The following is a 16711-nucleotide window of genomic DNA, read 5'->3' on the forward strand; positions in this document are numbered from 1 at the left end:
GAGGGATGAATGGCGCCGCGAAAAACCGCGACCGTATCCGGCCGCAAGACCACGGCAAAGACCGCCACCAAGGAATTCACCGGCAAGAATACGCCGGACTTTGGTAAAGACGAAGAGTTGCACGCCTATCGTGAAATGCTTCTGATCCGCCGATTCGAAGAAAAGGCCGGCCAGCTTTACGGCATGGGCTTCATCGGTGGTTTCTGTCACCTCTACATCGGGCAGGAAGCTGTCGTTGTCGGCATGAACATGTCGCAGAAGGAAGGCGATCAGGTCATCACCGCTTACCGTGACCACGGCCATATGCTGGCTGCTGGCATGAGCGCACGTGGCGTCATGGCCGAGTTGACCGGACGCCAGGGCGGTTTGTCCAAGGGCAAGGGCGGCTCCATGCACATGTTCTCCAAGGAAAAGCATTTCTACGGCGGCCACGGCATCGTGGGTGCTCAGGTTTCTCTGGGAACCGGTCTTGCCTTCGCCAACAAGTATCGCGGCAATGACAGCGTTTCCGTTGCTTACTTCGGTGATGGCGCTGCCAACCAGGGTCAGGTCTACGAGAGCTTCAACATGGCTGCTCTCTGGAAACTGCCGATCATCTATATCGTCGAAAACAACCACTATGCGATGGGTACGTCCACGGCGCGCGCCACGGCGCAGTCCAACTACTCGCTGCGTGGTTCTGGCTTCGGCATTCCCGGCGTACAGGTCGATGGCATGGATGTCCGTGCCGTGAAGGCGGCTGCGGACGAAGCGCTTGAGCACTGCCGTTCCGGCAAGGGTCCGATCATTCTGGAAATGCTGACCTACCGCTACCGTGGTCACTCCATGTCCGACCCGGCGAAATACCGTTCCAAGGACGAAGTGCAGAAAATGCGCGCGGAACATGACCCAATCGAGCAGGTCAAGGCGCGGCTCCTTCAACAGGGCTGGGCCACTGAGGATGAACTGAAGGCAATCGACAAGGATGTCCGTGACGTCGTTGCCGACAGCGCCGAGTTCGCCCAGACCGATCCAGAGCCGGATGTATCCGAGCTCTACACCGACATTCTGCTCTGATTTGGGAAGGGAGATAACATGCCTATAGAAATTCTCATGCCCGCCCTTTCCCCAACCATGGAGGAAGGCACGCTTTCCAAATGGCTGAAGAAAGAGGGTGACAAAGTTTCCTCCGGCGACGCGATTGCTGAAATCGAAACTGACAAGGCAACGATGGAAGTCGAAGCGGTGGACGAAGGTGTCATCGGCAAGCTACTGATTGAAGCCGGTACAGAAGGCGTGAAGGTCAACACGGCCATTGCCGTTCTGCTTCAGGACGGCGAAAGCGCGGACGATCTGTCCGCGTCTTCCGCCCCTAAGAAGGAAGAGCCGAAGGCAGACGCTGCCAATTCCGGTTCTGACGCTGCTGGCGGCAAGACCCGCGAAGCCAGCGAAGAGCCTTCTGCCGACAAGGAAGCCGCAAAGGTTCCGGCCGCGCCAAAGATCGAAGTTGCTGCCGACCCGGATATCCCCGAGGGCACCGAGTTCGTAACACAGACGGTGCGCGAAGCGCTTCGTGATGCGATGGCCGAAGAAATGCGCTCCGACGAGAACGTTTTCGTCATGGGTGAAGAAGTCGCCGAATACCAGGGCGCTTACAAGATCACTCAGGGTCTTCTGCAGGAATTCGGCGCCAAGCGCGTGATCGATACGCCGATCACCGAACACGGCTTTGCCGGTATCGGCGTCGGTGCAGCGATGACGGGTCTGCGCCCGATCGTCGAATTCATGACGTTCAACTTTGCCATGCAGGCCATCGACCAGATCGTCAACTCTGCTGCCAAGACGCTTTATATGTCTGGTGGTCAGATGGGCGCACCTATGGTGTTCCGTGGTCCGTCGGGTGCCGCTGCCCGCGTGGCCGCTCAGCACTCGCAGTGCTACGCCGCATGGTACAGCCATATTCCGGGCCTAAAGGTCATCATGCCGTACACGGCTGCTGACGCGAAGGGTCTGCTCAAGGCTGCGATCCGCGATCCGAACCCGATCATCTTCCTCGAAAACGAAATTCTCTACGGCCAGAGCTTCGAAGTTCCGAAGATGGATGATTTCGTTCTGCCAATCGGCAAGGCGCGCATTCACCGCAAGGGCAAGGATGCGACTATCGTTTCCTTCGGTATCGGTATGACCTATGCCATCAAGGCTGTTGCGGAACTCGAAAAGCTCGGCATCGATGTCGAACTGATCGACCTGCGCACCATCCGTCCGATGGACCTGCCGACGGTGATCGAATCCGTCAAGAAGACGGGTCGTTTGGTGACCGTGGAAGAAGGCTTCCCGCAGTCATCGGTCGGTGACTTCATTTCCAACAGCGTTCAGCGCGCCGCATTCGATTATCTCGATGCGCCGATCCTGACGATTGCTGGCAAGGACGTTCCGATGCCTTACGCGGCGAACCTCGAAAAGCTGGCTCTGCCGAATGTCGATGAAGTCATTCAGGCCGTCAAAACCGTCTGCTACAAATGAAGGAGGAGAATTTGGGTAAAATCAAACACATCCTCCCGGCCGGTGAAAACTGGTATCGTGTTGTAGGGTCTAAGGACGCACCTCAGTTCGAGCGTATCGTCTTTTGGGCTGTGATCAATGACGGTGAGGGCGATGTCGTCGCCGGTGTCCCGCGTGAGGATATCGGCGTCATCGGCGCCGTGAGCGACTGGCTGAGTGATGTTGCGGGATACATCGAAGTCTCGCCGTCGCAGCTAAGTTCACTGGCAGAAAAACCTGAAGAATTGGAACAGTACAATCTCGTTTGGGGGGAGGGCTAGTCATGCCTATCAACATCACAATGCCTGCCCTTTCGCCAACCATGGAAGAGGGAAATCTCACCAAATGGCTGGTCAAGGAAGGCGATAAGGTTGGTCCCGGCGACGTGATTGCCGAGATCGAAACGGACAAGGCTACCATGGAAGTGGAAGCCGTTGACGAAGGCGTCGTTGCCAAGCTGGTCGTTCCAGCTGGTTCCGAGGCCGTCAAGGTCAATGCCGTGATCGCAATCCTAGCTGCAGAAGGCGAAGATGTGGCTGACGCTGCCAAGGGCGGTGACGCTGCACCTGCAAAGGCCGAGGCGAAAGCCGAAGCACCGAGGCAGGACGCTGCAAAGGCTGAAGCACCGAAGGAAGAAAAGACGGAAGCTGCTCCTGCTAAGGCTGAAAATCCGGTTGCGGATCAGGGTCCGGCACCTTCCACGCCAGCACCTATGTCGAAATCCGGCGAGCGCATCTTTGCGTCTCCACTGGCCCGTCGTCTGGCAAAGGATGCCGGTCTTGATCTGTCTGGTGTGTCCGGTTCCGGCCCGCATGGTCGTATCGTCAAGACTGACGTCGAGAAGGCCGCCGCTTCCGGCGGTGCCAAGGCGGCTCCGGCTGCTGCACCATCCGCTGGCACTGCGGCTCCAGCGCCTGCCAAGGGTCCTTCGGACGAAAACGTGCTGAAACTGTTTGCGGAAGGCTCCTACGAGCTTCTGCCGCATGATGGCATGCGCAAGACAATCGCCTCGCGCCTGACGGAGTCGACGCAGACCGTTCCGTCCTACACGGTTTCGATGGAATGCGAACTCGATGCGATGCTGAAGCTTCGTGCCGAGATCAATGCGTCCGCTCCGGTGAAGAAGACGGAGAAGGGCGAGGTTCCGACCTTCAAGCTTTCCGTCAACGACTTCATCATCAAGGCGATGGCGCTTGCGCTGCGTGACGTTCCGATGGCGAATGCATCGTGGACATCAACGGCCCGCGTTCTGCATAAGCATGCCGATGTCGGTGTTGCCGTGTCGATCCCGGACGGCCTGATCACGCCAATCGTGCGCAGTGCCGAGACGAAGACGCTGTCTGCGATCTCCAACGAGGTCAAGGATCTTGCCAAGCGTGCGCGCGACAAGAAGCTGAAGCCGGAAGAATACCAGGGCGGCACCACATCCGTGTCCAACCTCGGCATGTTCGGCGTCTCATCCTTCACCTCGATCGTCAATCTGCCGCAGGCATCCATCGTGTCTATTGGTGCTGGCGTCGAAAAGCCGGTTGTGCGTGGTGGCAAGATCGAAGTGGGTACGGTCATGACCGCCACCTTCGCCTTCGACCACCGCGTCATCGACGGTGCGCTGGGTGCAGAACTCGCATCTGCCTTCAAGCGCTACATCGAAAACCCGATGGGCATGTTGGTGTAAAAAAACGCTGAGCCGGAAGCCGGGTAACGGTTTTCGGCTCGCTCCATTCGCGAGGCTGACATGACGAAAACCGTTCTTTGCTATGGCGACAGTCTGACCTGGGGTTTCGACGCCGAAAATCTTGGTCGTCATGCCTTTGAAGACCGTTGGCCGAGCGTTTTGCAAAAAGCGCTGGGAACGGATGTCAATGTCATTGCCGAAGGGCTGAACGGTCGGACCACGGCTTATGACGATCATTTGGCTGATTGCGACCGCAACGGTGCGCGTATTCTGCCCACGCTGCTGCACAGTCACGCCCCGCTCGATCTCGTCATCATCATGCTGGGCACGAATGATCTGAAACGCGGTATCGGTAGCGGCAACGCTGTTGGTGCGGTGAAGGGTGTGGAGCGGCTCATCAATTTGGTGCGCAGCCACGTTTGGTCGTTCGATGACGAGCAGCCGGAAATCCTGATCGTGTCTGCACCGCATATTTGCGAAACAGGCAATGAGATGTTCGCTGCCATGTTCATCGATGCGGTTGAGGAATCGCAGATGATGGGCTCGCTCTATCGAGATATGGCGGATGAGAAGGGCTGCGGCTTTTTCGATGCAGCCTCCGTTGCGGTGACGACGCCTGTCGATGGCGTTCATCTGGATGCAGAAAACACACGTGCGATTGGAAGAGGCCTAGAGCCCGTCGTTCGCATGATGCTTGGACTTTAAAAGAAATCGACTGAGGCTGCGGCATGGTTTCGCCCTCGGGAAGACAAAGGCAGGAAACAGACATGGCTCAGTCTTATGACGTCATCATTATCGGTTCGGGTCCGGGCGGCTACGTCACGGCTATCCGTGCTGCGCAATTGGGCCTCAAGACGGCGATTGTCGAGCGCGAGCATCTGGGCGGCATCTGCCTGAATTGGGGCTGCATTCCCACCAAGGCGCTGCTTCGCTCTGCCGAAGTGCTGGATAATTCCAACCACGCCAAGAATTACGGCCTGAAGCTGGAAGGCACGATTACCGCTGACGTCAAGGAAGTCGTCGCCCGTTCGCGTGGCGTTTCTGCGCGCCTCAATGGTGGCGTTGCCTACCTGATGAAGAAGAACAAGATCGACGTCATCTGGGGCGAGGCAAAGCTGACCAAGGCGAATGAGATCGTCGTTGGCAAGATTTCCAAGCCTATCGTCCAGCCACAGAACCCGGTTCCGAAGGGCGTTTTGGGCGAGGGCACTTATACCGCCAAGCACATCATCGTGGCTACCGGTGCGCGTCCGCGCGCGCTGCCGGGCATCGAGCCGGATGGCAAGCTGATCTGGACCTATTTCGAAGCCATGAAGCCGGATTTCATGCCGAAGTCCATCGTCGTCATGGGCTCCGGTGCCATCGGCATCGAGTTCGCGTCCTTCTATCGCTCCATGGGCGTGGATGTGACGGTGGTGGAACTGATGGCCAATGTCATGCCGGTGGAAGATGCCGAGATTTCGGCCTTCGCCCGCAAGCAGCTCGAGAAGCGCGGCCTCAAGATCATCACCGAAGCCAAAGTTTCCAAGGTTGAAAAGGGTTCCGACTCGATCACCGCCCATGTCGAAACCAAGGACGGCAAGGTGCAGAAGATCACGGCTGATCGCCTGATTTCGGCTGTTGGCGTCCAGGGCAATATCGAGAATCTCGGTCTGGAGGCGCTCGGCGTCAAGACGGATCGTGGCTGCGTGGTCATCGACGGCTACGGCAAGACCAATGTTCCCGGTCTCTACGCTATCGGCGACGTCGCAGGCCCACCAATGCTGGCGCACAAGGCAGAGCATGAGGGTGTGATCTGCATCGAGAAAATCGCCGGTCTGCCGAATGTTCACCCCATGGACAAGCTGAAAATCCCCGGCTGCACCTATTGCAACCCGCAGGTCGCCTCGGTTGGTCTGACAGAAGCCAAGGCGAAGGAGCAGGGACGCGAAATTCGTGTCGGTCGTTACTCCTTTGCGGCCAACGGCAAGGCGATTGCTCTGGGTGAAGATCAGGGCATGGTCAAGACCATCTTTGACAAGAAGACCGGCGAACTGATCGGTGCGCATATGGTGGGTGCGGAAGTGACCGAACTCATCCAGGGCTTCGTTGTCGCCATGAACCTGGAGACGACGGAAGAAGAACTGATGCACACGATCTTCCCGCATCCGACGCTGTCGGAAATGATGAAGGAAAGCGTGCTGGACGCCTATGGGCGCGTGCTGAACGCATAACTACCCGGCGATACCCGGGATTGCCTTGGCAAACCGGGTATACCATATGTCGTTGAAGGATGGTTGACGGGAGTTCGAAATGGAAAGTGTAGGCTGGATAGCGGCCATTATCATCGGTGGTTTGGCCGGTTGGTTGGCGGGCAAGCTCATGGATATGCGCTTCGGCATTTTCATGAACATCGTGCTGGGCATTGTCGGTTCGGTCGTAGCAGTTGCGGTGCTGCGCACATTCGACGTTTTCGTGCAGGACAGCAGGCTCGGATATTTCGTCACATCTTTCTTGGGCGCAAGCCTTCTGTTATTCCTCGCCAAGCTGGTCAGGCGTTAAACCGTTCAAAACGGTAGAAGCAGGTTACTCATGGTCACTATTCTCGACAGGACATCGCAGGACGAAAAGCGCATCCGCCACCCGGAAAAGGCGCATCGTCCCGACACCGAAGTCATGCGCAAGCCGGAATGGATTCGCGTGAAAGCGCCGACATCCAAGGGCTATCACGAGACGCGTGAACTGGTGCGCTCCCACAAGCTGGTGACGGTTTGTGAGGAAGCTGGCTGTCCGAATATCGGCGAGTGCTGGGAAAAGAAGCACGCGACCTTCATGATCATGGGTGAAATCTGCACCCGCGCCTGCGCTTTCTGCAACGTCTCGACCGGCAAGCCGAATGCGCTGGATATGCTGGAGCCTGAAAATGTCGCCAAGGCCGTGAAGCAGATGGGCCTGAGCCACGTCGTCATTACATCGGTGGACCGTGACGATCTGGCCGACGGTGGCGCTGAGCATTTCGAAAAGGTGATCTGGGCGATCCGCGCATCCTCACCGAACACGACCATCGAAATTCTGACACCGGACTTCCTGAAGAAGCCGGGCGCGTTGGAACGTGTCGTAGCCGCCAAGCCCGATGTGTTCAACCACAACATGGAAACCGTGCCTGGCAACTATCTCACGGTTCGTCCCGGCGCGCGTTACTTCCACTCCGTGCGGCTGTTGCAACGCGTGAAGGAACTGGACCCCACAATGTTCACCAAGTCCGGCATCATGGTCGGTCTGGGTGAAGAGCGCAACGAAGTGTTGCAACTGATGGATGACCTGCGCAGCGCAGACGTGGATTTCCTCACGATCGGCCAATACCTGCAGCCGACGCGCAAGCACCACAAGGTGGAGGCTTATGTCACGCCGGAAGAGTTCAAGTCCTACGAGACGATTGCCTATACCAAGGGCTTCCTGATGGTCGCATCCAGCCCGCTGACCCGCTCTTCGCACCATGCCGGCGATGACTTCGAGCGGCTGCGTGCGAACCGGGAGCGGAAATTGTTGGCTGCTGCTGAGTGAGCAATCGTCGCTCGAACGTGCAATGCTACCAGCCTTTCAAATTATGGGTCCTCGGCGCAACGCAGCAACCCTCATCCTGAGGTGCCCCAAAGGGGCCTCGAAGGACGTGGGTTGCGGGCCGCATGGTTGAGTTCTTGGTCGGGATGCTTCGAGGCTTAGGCCTGCGGCCAAAGCACCTCAGCATGAAGAAGGAATATGCCACGCGCTCAGCAGAAGTAATTGCTGACAACTAGCTGGTACTCTCGCCACATCACCCATGCACCTTCGCCGGTCGATGCGCCTGCATGCACAACAACACACTCACCACAACGGACACAATCGCCGCGCTCTCGATCAGCGTCGGCCCGCGCTGTTCCCATATGAAGCCATAGAGCAACGCAAACAGCGTCTCGAACAGAATCATCTGCCCCACCATCGTCAGCGGAAGCAGGCGGCTCATACGGTTCCACAGTGCGTTGCCGAAGATGGACGCGGAGATGCCGAGGCCAATGGCGACGGCGGTGAATTGCAGCCAGTCCGAACCGCTATGGACATCTGCGCTGAAACCGAAGGCGGGGATGGCGAGGGTCAGGGCCAGTCCGCCGGTAACCACGCCGGTCATCAGGTTCCATTCGTCGGCGCTGACATCATGCAGGCGCGTCAGCCACCGGGCATTGCCGATCGCGAAGGACGTCCACGAAGCGAGCGCACCGAGAGCGCAGGCGAGACCGATGATCTTGGTAAGATCGAAACCACCTTGACCCTCTGACAGGGACTGCCAGGATATCCCGAAGATGCCGATTGCTCCGAAGAGAAGCGATGGCCAGAGGCGTTTCAGGGATACGGCTCCGTGATCGCGACTTCCGATGATAGTGACGGCCACGGGCAGAAAGCCGATGATGATCGAGGTGAATGCCACGCCGCTGAACTGCACCGCGGTCGAGATGAAGACGTAATAGACGATGTTGCCGATGAGGCTCAGCCACCCCAACGCGATCCATTCCGTCTTGCCGAAACGCGACGCGACACGGCGGATTTTCGGGGCGATCAGGATCAAGGCTATGACGCCGTAGGTCAGGTATCGCGCCGTCGAAAGCTGCAAGGGCGTGAAGCCGTCAGGAATGAGCTTTGGAGCCAGAAAAATGCCGCCCCAGAGCGCACCCGCCAGCATGCCATAAAATACGCCGAGACCAGTCTTGTTCATGCCATGTCCATTCGTTGCCGGGCGTTATCTGCCACGGCGGCGAAGGGGGTGTCTTGACATAAACTACTGCGGCAGCGGCGAAAATTCGCGGCGATAGACGGCGGGCGTGGTGCCCATCGCTTTCTTCATAGCGCGGGTGAGGGCCGTTTGATCGGAAAAACCGGCTTTATCGGCAATCTCGGCAATGGGTAGAGTCGAGCTCGCCAAAAGCGCACATATCTTCTTCATGCGGATATCGGAGAGCCACAGATGTGGCGTCTGGTCGAACTGTTCCCGGAAAATGGCGTGCAACCGGCTGACGCTGATATCGGCCTGATGCGCCATGCGCTCGAGGCTCCACGGCATGAATGGCTCGAGTTCTACCAGAGCTTTGAGAACAGACAGGCGGGATATGATATCCGGGCTGTCCTCGACCAGATTTTCAACGAGTATGCGGGCCAAAAGCGAATCGCGTGCTAGCTGACGGGCATGCGTCTGCATGATTTGGCGCATATGGTGGATGAGGCGCAGCGTTGTGCGGTTCAGGTCGATAAAAGGGCTGGACGAGAAGGTGTCAAGGATTTTGGGAGACACTTTGGCCTCTTCCATATCAACGATCAGAGAGCGGTTCGGGCCTTCACCCTGTTGGGTATGAAGCGCCCCGCTATGAATCAGAACACCGCGCGAAGGCGACAACCTCTCCTGCAAACCACAGACATCGATTTCAAGCTGACCTGAGACGGGAAAGACGAGTTGCACGAAACCGTGGCGTTCCCTGGGGCGCTCTTGCGCGTAGGACCGGAGATCGACAGACACGGTCTCCATGTGTGCACCTTCCATTTGCCCTGAGACGAAATATGGCCGCGACGCGGCCACTGATTGTTTCGATTATCGCATGCGGGACGGGAAACCGAAAGCCGATATCTCAGGCTTCCGCTTCCTGCTTCACCGTCGATTCGCCACGCTTGCGCTTGCGCAGCACCGGCTTGTTCTCACGTGCCTCGCATTTGGCGACATCGATGAGATAGGCGAGCATGGGCATGCTGTTCATGGATGCCAGCTGTTTTGCGGATTCCAGAAGGTTGATGATGTTGGCAAAATCGTCCATCGTATCACTCGGTTGTTTAGTTGCATCCCAAGGCTGCAATCGCTGCTGTTGTTAAATAACGCCGAGCCCGGTCGGGTTGCAATAGTCAATTTCTGCAAACTGCTATGCAAGGGTGAACAGGATGGTTGCCGTCAACAGCATCGAGGAAGCTGCCGCGCTGGTTTCCAAGGCATCCCGTATCATGGTCGTCGGCTCTTCCGGTGCTGGAAAAACTACGCTCTCTCAGGGGCTGGCCTCTCATCGGGGACTGGAATATTTCTCGATCGACCGTGATGTAAGATGGATTTCCGGATGGACGCAACGCGAGGCCGGTGAGCAGCGCCGTATCCTCGAAGATATCGTCCGTCGTGAACGCTGGTTGCTGGATGGCTCCGGTCCTTCCACATTCGAGTTGCGGCTACCAAGAACGGACATCGTGATATGGATGCGATTGCCGCGCGTCACCTGCCTGATGGATATCGCAAAGCGGGTGGCCAGATATTACGGAACGGTACGGCCTCATATGGCAGAAGGGTGCCGCGAACCTTTACCCGACAGGAAGTTCCTCAGCTACATCTGGAACTTCGAGAAACACCATGCGCCCAAATTCCTGCGCAATTTCGAACTTTACGGTCCACAGGTGCCAATATTTCAGGTGAAATCCAGAGCACAGGCGCGTCAGCTTCTTGATCTTGTTCGCGCGGCGCATTAACTGCCCTTCATGCCGCAATTCGAAACCCGCCGCCCTGTCAAACACTCTCCCGAACAGATGTATAATCTCGTTGCCGATGTGGAGAAGTATCCGCAATTTCTGCCACTTTGCGATGGCTTGACCGTTCGTTCTAGAAAAGAGCGAGACACCAAGACATTGCTGGTTGCCGATATGACGGTGGGCTACAAGGCTATCCGTGAAACCTTCACGACGCAGGTCCTGCTGAAGCCGGACGACTCTGCCATCGATGTAAAATATCTGGATGGCCCATTCAAATATCTCGACAATCGCTGGCGTTTCGAACCGGGCGAAAATGGCGGCTGCTCGGTTTACTTTTTCATCGACTACGAGTTCAAAAGCCGTTTTCTGGGTGCCGTGATGGGCTCGATGTTTGACCGCGCGTTCCGCATGTTTGCCGAAGCCTTCGAAGCGCGCGCGGACAAGATTTACACGGACTGAGACAGTTCGATCAGCATCTCGAGCGCTGTCTTGACCGTCGAAAGCCGCACCTGGTCGCGCCCGATATCGCCATAGCGCATTTCGCGGTGAAGGGCAGGGCCATTACGCGTCTTGGCCGCGAGATGAACGAGGCCAACCGGCTTGAGCGGCGAACCGCCACCTGGACCTGCGATGCCCGTGACGGCAATGGAAAACTGCGCGCGTGATCGATACAGCGCACCATGCGCCATCTGAAGCGCTGTCTCCTTGGACACAGCGCCAAAACTTTCCAATGTAACGGCAGCCACGCCCAGCATGTCCATCTTCGCGTCGTTGGTATAGGTCACGAAGCCACGGTCGACTACGGACGAAGATCCTGCGATTTCCGTCAAAGCACCGGCAATCAGCCCGCCCGTGCAGCTTTCCCCCGTCGAGAGCATATGTCCGCGGCTGGTGAAATCCGTGATGATGCGCTGGGCCAGCGCCTCGATATCAGCCGGAAACAGGCTCATGCGGGCCTCTGGCGATAGACGACTGTTGCCGTTGCGATGGCCGCAATGCCTTCGCGGCGCCCGACAAAGCCGATTGTTTCGTTGGTGGTGGCTTTGACCGAGCAGCGGTCGAGCGAGATGTCGAGAATATCGGCCAGGTTTTCTCGCATGGCCTGTCGGTGTGGGCCGACGCGCGGTGCTTCTGCAATCAGCGAGACATCCGCATTCATGATTGTGCCGCCATTGCCGCGAACGACCTTTGCGGCGTGTTCCAGAAAGATGCGCGATGCGGCGCCTTTCCATTGCATGTCGGATGGCGGGAAGTGATCGCCGATATCGCCAGCCCCGCACGTCGCGAGCAGCGCGTCAGTCAGCGCATGAAGCGCGACATCGGCATCCGAATGGCCCATCAGTTTCTGATCATGCGGAATGAAAATGCCGCAGAGCGTCACGCCGTCGCCGTCGCCCAGTTGGTGCACGTCGTACCCATTGCCCGTGCGCACGTCCGGCAACCCGTGGACAAGCTTTTCATCGGCCATGGCGATATCCCGTTTCAACGTCAGTTTTACATTATCGACAAGCCCATCCACCAGCTTCACAGGGATGCCTGCCCATTCGGCGATCGCGGCGTCGTCTGTGAAGTGGCTGCGACCGGACGAGGCGGCATTTCTATGTGCTGTTAGAATGGACGCGTAATCGAAGGATTGCGGTGTCTGTGCCGCGTAAAGATTGGCCCGTGACACGGTCTCACCAACGAAGCCGTCATTGCCACGCTTCAACGTATCGGCAACCGGTACCGCAGGCAGAACGGCGTTTGCGCCAGCCGAGAGGGCGTCAGCGACGCGTTGCAGGAGGTCGGCGTCGATGAAAGGGCGCACAGCGTCATGGATCATGACATGCGTGATGTTTTGGTTATCGAGCGCTTCCAGTCCTGCCAGAACCGATTGCTGACGCGTCTGGCCACCCGTCACGGTGCTGATCCGCTCGCCAGCATTCAGCCGTCTGGCGATAGGCTCGAACAAAGCACCGTCATCGGCATGGGTAACGACCACGATATGCGTAGCCTGTGGCCAGTCCAGAAAACGGGCAAGCGTGTGCTCGATGACGGCCCGGCCGCCGATGGGACGGTACTGTTTGGGACCTTCTTCCGGTGCGCCTGCGCGTTCGCCACGTCCTGCCGCCACGATTACGATACCGATTTTCATAGAACGTTCCTGCATTGAACCTATGTCGTTTATGCATTTCTTCAAAGGTTTACACGGGTGGTCTAGCGTTTTAGAAAACGAATGGCCAGTGGGAATGCGCGGAGTTCCGGTCGCGACCAAGCTCCCGACGTCTTCCATTTTGCTTTCCCTTTCCCGCAAAATGGCAAATCAAAAAAACAAACGAATATGTCAGCGAAAGTGCTTGGCAAGGGCACAAACACTGTCTAAAAATAATGCAAATTTCAAAAATGCATGAAAGTTCACCATTTGCCCAATCCGACGCTGTCAGACCCATTTCAGATCGACACTGTCACCGTTCGCAATCGGGCGGTGCTCGCGCCCATGTCTGGCGTGACTGATCTGCCGTTTCGCAAGCTTGCCTGGCGGTTTGGGGCTGGCCTTGTCGTGACGGAAATGGTCGCCAGCCGTGAGCTTGTGGCCAACCGGGGAGAATCGTGGGCGCGGCTGAAGAATGCGGGCATGGTTCCTCATATGGTGCAGCTTGCCGGGCGTGAGGCGCACTGGATGGCCGAGGCGGCCAAAATCTCGGCGGATAACGGTGCTGGCATCATCGATATCAACATGGGGTGTCCCGCCAAGAAGGTGACGGGCGGTTATTCGGGTTCCGCGCTGATGCGCGAGCCCGACCATGCCCTCAGCCTGATCGAAGCCACCGTCAAAGCTGTCGATGTGCCGGTGACGCTGAAAATGCGGTTGGGCTGGGATCATGATTCCATCAACGCGCCGGAGATTGCGGCGCGCGCTGAAGCCGCTGGCGTCAAGCTCATCACCATCCACGGACGCACGCGCATGCAGTTTTACGAAGGCCGTGCCGATTGGGATGCGATCAAGACGGTGCGCGATGTGATTTCTGTGCCGTTGATTGCCAATGGCGATGTGGAAACATCCACTGACGCTTCGGAAATCCTGCGCCGCTCGGGTGCGGACGCCGTCATGGTGGGGCGAGGGGCACAGGGTCAGCCGTGGTTGCCAGCCGTTCTTGCAGGCCATGCGCCACCGCCGCCGGAGCAGATTGCCGATATCGCAGTCGAACATTACGAGATGATGCTGGAATTTTACGGCATTGAAGCCGGGCTTCGTCACGCGCGCAAACATCTTGGATGGTATCTGGATCGGTTTGCGCCTGACATGAAGACAGATGACAAGGTTGACATCATGACATCGAAAAACACGGCGCAGGTGACGGCACTGCTGCGTTGCTCCCTGCAACAGGGCGCGGAAACCTCTGCCGCGAGGCAGGCCGCATGAGCAAGGAAACCGCACCACCCGGCGGCAACAACGTGCTGGCCATGGCCGTTCTCAATGCGGTGCAAAACCCGGTTATCCTCGTGGATGGCGAGGGTTTCGTCGCTTTTGCCAATTGGGAGGCGGAGGCCTTTTTCGGCGCGAGCGCCACGCACTTGGCGCGTTATCGCATTTCCACTTTCATTCCGTTCGGAAGCCCGTTGCTCGCCCTGATCGATCAGGTGCGTGAGCGCCGTGCGCCGGTCAACGAATACCGTGTCGATCTGTCGTCGCCGCGTTTGGGGCAGGACAAGCTCGTTGACCTCTACGTTGCACCTGTGGTCAGCGAGCCGGGCTCGGTCGTTGTGGTCTTTCAGGAACGCTCGATGGCCGACAAGATCGATCGTCAGTTGACACATCGTGCCGCTGCCCGTTCCGTCACCGGCCTTGCTTCCATGTTGGCGCATGAAATCAAGAACCCGCTTTCGGGTATTCGTGGTGCGGCTCAGCTGCTGGAAACCTCGGTTCCCGACGAAGACAGGGCGCTGACACGTTTGATCTGCGATGAGACCGATCGCATCGTATCATTGGTGGATCGTATGGAGATTTTCTCCGACGAACGCCCCGTTGATCGTATGCCGATCAACATCCACTCGGTTCTGGACCATGTGAAGGCAGTGGCGAAGGCTGGCTTTGCCCGCAACGTCAAGATCAGCGAAAACTACGATCCTTCTTTACCTCCGGTCTATGCCAATCGCGACCAGCTGGTGCAGGTCTTCCTCAATCTGGTGAAGAATGCGGCAGAAGCAGTCAGCAACCAGCCCGACGGCGAAATCATTCTGACGACGGCTTACCGTCCCGGCATTCGCTTGTCTGTTGCAGGCACGCGCGAGCGTATCTCGTTGCCGCTGGAATTTTGCGTGGTCGATAACGGTCCCGGCGTTCCCACCGATCTCGTGCCGCATCTTTTCGACCCGTTCATTACGACCAAAACCAACGGTTCCGGCCTCGGCCTTGCCCTTGTCGCAAAACTCATCGGTGCCCATGGCGGTATCGTGGAATGCGACAGCCAGAACCATCGCACGACTTTCCGCGTTTTGATGCCCGTTTCCCCCGAAGTGGCGGTAGACGACAGCATTTTGCCGAACCCGACAGGACTTAATCGATGACAGCAACGATTCTCGTGGCCGATGATGACGCGGCCATCCGTACCGTCCTCAATCAGGCTCTCAGCCGTGCCGGGTATGACGTGCGGATCACCTCCAACGCTGCCACGCTGTGGCGCTGGGTGTCTGCGGGGGAGGGCGATCTTGTCGTCACCGACGTGGTGATGCCGGATGAAAATGCATTCGACCTTTTGCCGCGCATTAAGAAGGCACGACCCGACCTGCCGGTGCTGGTGATGAGCGCCCAGAACACGTTCATGACGGCCATCAAGGCCTCTGAAAAAGGTGCCTATGACTATCTGCCCAAGCCCTTCGACCTGACGGAGCTGATTGCCATCATCGGGCGGGCGCTGTCCGAGCCGAAGCGTAAGCCTGCCAAGCTTGATGACGATATGCAGGATGGTATGCCGCTGGTCGGTCGTTCTGCCGCCATGCAGGAAATCTACCGCGTGCTGGCACGTCTGATGCAGACCGATCTGACGCTGATGATCACAGGTGAATCCGGCACGGGTAAAGAACTGGTTGCACGCGCGCTTCACGATTATGGAAAGCGCCGCAACGGACCGTTTGTCGCCATCAACATGGCCGCCATTCCGCGTGACCTGATCGAATCCGAACTCTTCGGCCATGAAAAAGGTGCCTTCACCGGCGCACAGAACCGGTCTACCGGTCGGTTCGAACAGGCCGAGGGCGGGACACTGTTTCTCGACGAAATCGGCGATATGCCGATGGATGCGCAGACCCGGCTGCTTCGTGTGTTGCAGCAGGGAGAATATACCACCGTCGGCGGGCGCACGCCGATCCGCACCGATGTTCGAATCGTTGCTGCCACCAACAAGGATTTGAAGACCTCGATCAATCAAGGTCTGTTCCGCGAAGACCTCTATTACCGCCTTAACGTCGTGCCATTGCGCCTGCCGCCTTTGCGGGACCGCGCGGAAGACATTCCCGACCTCGTTCGCCACTTCATCCAGACGGGTGAAAAGGAAGGGCTCGAGGGCAAGCGTTTCGAAACCGAAGCCTTGGAACTCATGAAAGCCTATGCGTGGCCGGGCAATGTGCGGGAGCTGGAAAACCTTATTCGCCGTTTGATGGCGCTTTATCCACAGGAAGTTATTACTCGGGAGATCATTGAGCAGGAGCTTCAATCCGATGTTCCCGACAGCCCGATTGACCGCACAGCAACCCGCAATGGCTCGCTGACCATTTCGCAGGCCGTGGAAGAAAACATGCGGGATTACTTCTCCGGATTCGGTGAAAGCCTACCTCCACCGGGCCTTTATGATCGCGTCTTACGCGAAATGGAGTATCCGCTCATCCTCGCTGCCCTGACGGCCACCCGCGGCAACCAGATCAAGGCTGCGGATTTGCTAGGGTTGAACCGAAATACCCTGCGCAAGAAGATTCGCGAGTTGGGTGTATCGGTCTACCGAAGCTCGAGAACCGCCTGAGCGTGTTGACAAGACC

18 protein-coding genes are annotated in these 16711 nt (G+C 57.8%); 13 read left to right on the top strand and 5 right to left on the bottom strand.

Annotated features, from left to right (window positions below):
• Positions 1 to 9 precede the first annotated feature (9 nt).
• From pdhA to lipA, 8 genes are all read left to right on the top strand, one after another.
• The gene (gene pdhA / locus RRU01S_RS11545) at positions 10 to 1056 is read left to right on the top strand and encodes a pyruvate dehydrogenase (acetyl-transferring) E1 component subunit alpha (RefSeq protein WP_045230428.1); all 1047 of its coding nucleotides are present in this window, start codon (positions 10 to 12) and stop codon (positions 1054 to 1056) included.
• A gap of 18 nt (positions 1057 to 1074) precedes the next feature.
• Positions 1075 to 2502 carry a pyruvate dehydrogenase complex E1 component subunit beta gene (locus RRU01S_RS11550; RefSeq protein WP_045230429.1) on the top strand — a complete coding sequence of 476 codons (1428 nt, stop codon included), beginning with the start codon at positions 1075 to 1077 and terminating at the stop codon, positions 2500 to 2502.
• A gap of 11 nt (positions 2503 to 2513) precedes the next feature.
• Complete coding sequence (locus tag RRU01S_RS11555) at positions 2514 to 2801, top strand: hypothetical protein (RefSeq protein ID WP_162694399.1); 288 nt, start codon at positions 2514 to 2516, stop codon at positions 2799 to 2801.
• A 2-nt stretch (positions 2802 to 2803) separates the two neighbouring features.
• Positions 2804 to 4195 carry a pyruvate dehydrogenase complex dihydrolipoamide acetyltransferase gene (locus RRU01S_RS11560; protein ID WP_045230431.1) on the top strand — a complete coding sequence of 464 codons (1392 nt, stop codon included), beginning with the start codon at positions 2804 to 2806 and terminating at the stop codon, positions 4193 to 4195.
• Positions 4196 to 4255: 60 nt separating this feature from the next.
• Positions 4256 to 4900: an SGNH/GDSL hydrolase family protein gene (locus RRU01S_RS11565; RefSeq protein WP_045230432.1), complete on the top strand. Its 645-nt coding sequence runs from the start codon at positions 4256 to 4258 to the stop codon at positions 4898 to 4900.
• 62 nt (positions 4901 to 4962) lie between these two features.
• Positions 4963 to 6408: a dihydrolipoyl dehydrogenase gene (gene lpdA / locus RRU01S_RS11570; RefSeq protein ID WP_045230433.1), complete on the top strand. Its 1446-nt coding sequence runs from the start codon at positions 4963 to 4965 to the stop codon at positions 6406 to 6408.
• Between the two features lie 79 nt (positions 6409 to 6487).
• On the top strand, positions 6488 to 6736 hold the full coding sequence (locus tag RRU01S_RS11575) for a GlsB/YeaQ/YmgE family stress response membrane protein (RefSeq protein WP_042619429.1): 249 nt from the start codon (positions 6488 to 6490) through the stop codon (positions 6734 to 6736).
• A gap of 30 nt (positions 6737 to 6766) precedes the next feature.
• A complete protein-coding gene (gene lipA, locus RRU01S_RS11580) occupies positions 6767 to 7738 on the top strand; it encodes a lipoyl synthase (protein WP_045230434.1) in 972 nt (323 codons plus the stop codon).
• Between the two features lie 250 nt (positions 7739 to 7988).
• Here lipA and RRU01S_RS11585 read toward each other — a convergent pair whose 3' ends face one another.
• From RRU01S_RS11585 to RRU01S_RS11595, 3 genes are all read right to left on the bottom strand, one after another.
• On the bottom strand, positions 7989 to 8921 hold the full coding sequence (locus tag RRU01S_RS11585) for a DMT family transporter (RefSeq protein ID WP_045230435.1): 933 nt from the start codon (positions 8919 to 8921) through the stop codon (positions 7989 to 7991).
• A gap of 63 nt (positions 8922 to 8984) precedes the next feature.
• Complete coding sequence (locus tag RRU01S_RS11590) at positions 8985 to 9725, bottom strand: helix-turn-helix transcriptional regulator (protein WP_045230620.1); 741 nt, start codon at positions 9723 to 9725, stop codon at positions 8985 to 8987.
• 100 nt (positions 9726 to 9825) lie between these two features.
• Entirely contained in the window at positions 9826 to 10008 is a 183-nt protein-coding gene (locus tag RRU01S_RS11595) for a hypothetical protein (protein ID WP_045230436.1), read from the bottom strand.
• Between the two features lie 121 nt (positions 10009 to 10129).
• On the opposite strand from RRU01S_RS11595, the gene RRU01S_RS11600 reads away from it, so the two are divergent.
• Together RRU01S_RS11600 and RRU01S_RS11605 are read left to right on the top strand one after the other, a co-directional pair.
• Entirely contained in the window at positions 10130 to 10699 is a 570-nt protein-coding gene (locus tag RRU01S_RS11600) for a P-loop NTPase family protein (protein ID WP_045230437.1), read from the top strand.
• Positions 10700 to 10708: 9 nt separating this feature from the next.
• Positions 10709 to 11158: a type II toxin-antitoxin system RatA family toxin gene (locus tag RRU01S_RS11605; RefSeq protein WP_045230438.1), complete on the top strand. Its 450-nt coding sequence runs from the start codon at positions 10709 to 10711 to the stop codon at positions 11156 to 11158.
• Here the strand turns inward: RRU01S_RS11605 and RRU01S_RS11610 are convergent.
• Positions 11146 to 11649 (bottom strand): CinA family protein, encoded by a 504-nt coding sequence (locus RRU01S_RS11610; protein ID WP_045230439.1) that lies wholly within the window; start codon positions 11647 to 11649, stop codon positions 11146 to 11148. The two genes, RRU01S_RS11605 and RRU01S_RS11610, sit on opposite strands and share 13 nt — an antisense overlap.
• A complete protein-coding gene (locus RRU01S_RS11615) occupies positions 11646 to 12833 on the bottom strand; it encodes a bifunctional 2-C-methyl-D-erythritol 4-phosphate cytidylyltransferase/2-C-methyl-D-erythritol 2,4-cyclodiphosphate synthase (protein ID WP_045230621.1) in 1188 nt (395 codons plus the stop codon). Before RRU01S_RS11615 ends, RRU01S_RS11610 begins: the two co-directional genes overlap by 4 nt.
• A 252-nt stretch (positions 12834 to 13085) precedes the next feature.
• Between RRU01S_RS11615 and dusB the strand changes: the two genes are divergently transcribed.
• From dusB to ntrC, 3 genes are read left to right on the top strand one after another with little or no spacing between them, the layout of a single operon-like run.
• Entirely contained in the window at positions 13086 to 14102 is a 1017-nt protein-coding gene (gene dusB, locus RRU01S_RS11620) for a tRNA dihydrouridine synthase DusB (protein WP_045230440.1), read from the top strand.
• On the top strand, positions 14099 to 15247 hold the full coding sequence (locus RRU01S_RS11625) for a two-component system sensor histidine kinase NtrB (RefSeq protein ID WP_045230441.1): 1149 nt from the start codon (positions 14099 to 14101) through the stop codon (positions 15245 to 15247). Before dusB ends, RRU01S_RS11625 begins: the two co-directional genes overlap by 4 nt.
• Complete coding sequence (gene ntrC, locus RRU01S_RS11630; protein ID WP_045230442.1) at positions 15244 to 16695, top strand: nitrogen regulation protein NR(I); 1452 nt, start codon at positions 15244 to 15246, stop codon at positions 16693 to 16695. Before RRU01S_RS11625 ends, ntrC begins: the two co-directional genes overlap by 4 nt.
• The last annotated feature ends 16 nt before the right edge of the window (positions 16696 to 16711 follow it).

Source organism: Agrobacterium rubi TR3 = NBRC 13261 (genome assembly GCF_000739935.1).
Lineage (GTDB): Bacteria > Pseudomonadota > Alphaproteobacteria > Rhizobiales > Rhizobiaceae > Agrobacterium > Agrobacterium rubi.

Coding starts and splice junctions, on each gene's coding strand:
- pdhA (WP_045230428.1), top strand. CDS start 10: ATGGCGCCGCGAAAAACCGCGACCGTATCCGGCCGCAAGACCACGGCA.
- RRU01S_RS11550 (WP_045230429.1), top strand. CDS start 1,075: ATGCCTATAGAAATTCTCATGCCCGCCCTTTCCCCAACCATGGAGGAA.
- RRU01S_RS11560 (WP_045230431.1), top strand. CDS start 2,804: ATGCCTATCAACATCACAATGCCTGCCCTTTCGCCAACCATGGAAGAG.
- RRU01S_RS11565 (WP_045230432.1), top strand. CDS start 4,256: ATGACGAAAACCGTTCTTTGCTATGGCGACAGTCTGACCTGGGGTTTC.
- lpdA (WP_045230433.1), top strand. CDS start 4,963: ATGGCTCAGTCTTATGACGTCATCATTATCGGTTCGGGTCCGGGCGGC.
- RRU01S_RS11575 (WP_042619429.1), top strand. CDS start 6,488: ATGGAAAGTGTAGGCTGGATAGCGGCCATTATCATCGGTGGTTTGGCC.
- lipA (WP_045230434.1), top strand. CDS start 6,767: ATGGTCACTATTCTCGACAGGACATCGCAGGACGAAAAGCGCATCCGC.
- RRU01S_RS11585 (WP_045230435.1), bottom strand. CDS start 8,921: ATGAACAAGACTGGTCTCGGCGTATTTTATGGCATGCTGGCGGGTGCG.
- RRU01S_RS11590 (WP_045230620.1), bottom strand. CDS start 9,725: ATGGAGACCGTGTCTGTCGATCTCCGGTCCTACGCGCAAGAGCGCCCC.
- RRU01S_RS11595 (WP_045230436.1), bottom strand. CDS start 10,008: ATGGACGATTTTGCCAACATCATCAACCTTCTGGAATCCGCAAAACAG.
- RRU01S_RS11600 (WP_045230437.1), top strand. CDS start 10,130: ATGGTTGCCGTCAACAGCATCGAGGAAGCTGCCGCGCTGGTTTCCAAG.
- RRU01S_RS11605 (WP_045230438.1), top strand. CDS start 10,709: ATGCCGCAATTCGAAACCCGCCGCCCTGTCAAACACTCTCCCGAACAG.
- RRU01S_RS11610 (WP_045230439.1), bottom strand. CDS start 11,649: ATGAGCCTGTTTCCGGCTGATATCGAGGCGCTGGCCCAGCGCATCATC.
- RRU01S_RS11615 (WP_045230621.1), bottom strand. CDS start 12,833: ATGAAAATCGGTATCGTAATCGTGGCGGCAGGACGTGGCGAACGCGCA.
- dusB (WP_045230440.1), top strand. CDS start 13,086: ATGAAAGTTCACCATTTGCCCAATCCGACGCTGTCAGACCCATTTCAG.
- RRU01S_RS11625 (WP_045230441.1), top strand. CDS start 14,099: ATGAGCAAGGAAACCGCACCACCCGGCGGCAACAACGTGCTGGCCATG.
- ntrC (WP_045230442.1), top strand. CDS start 15,244: ATGACAGCAACGATTCTCGTGGCCGATGATGACGCGGCCATCCGTACC.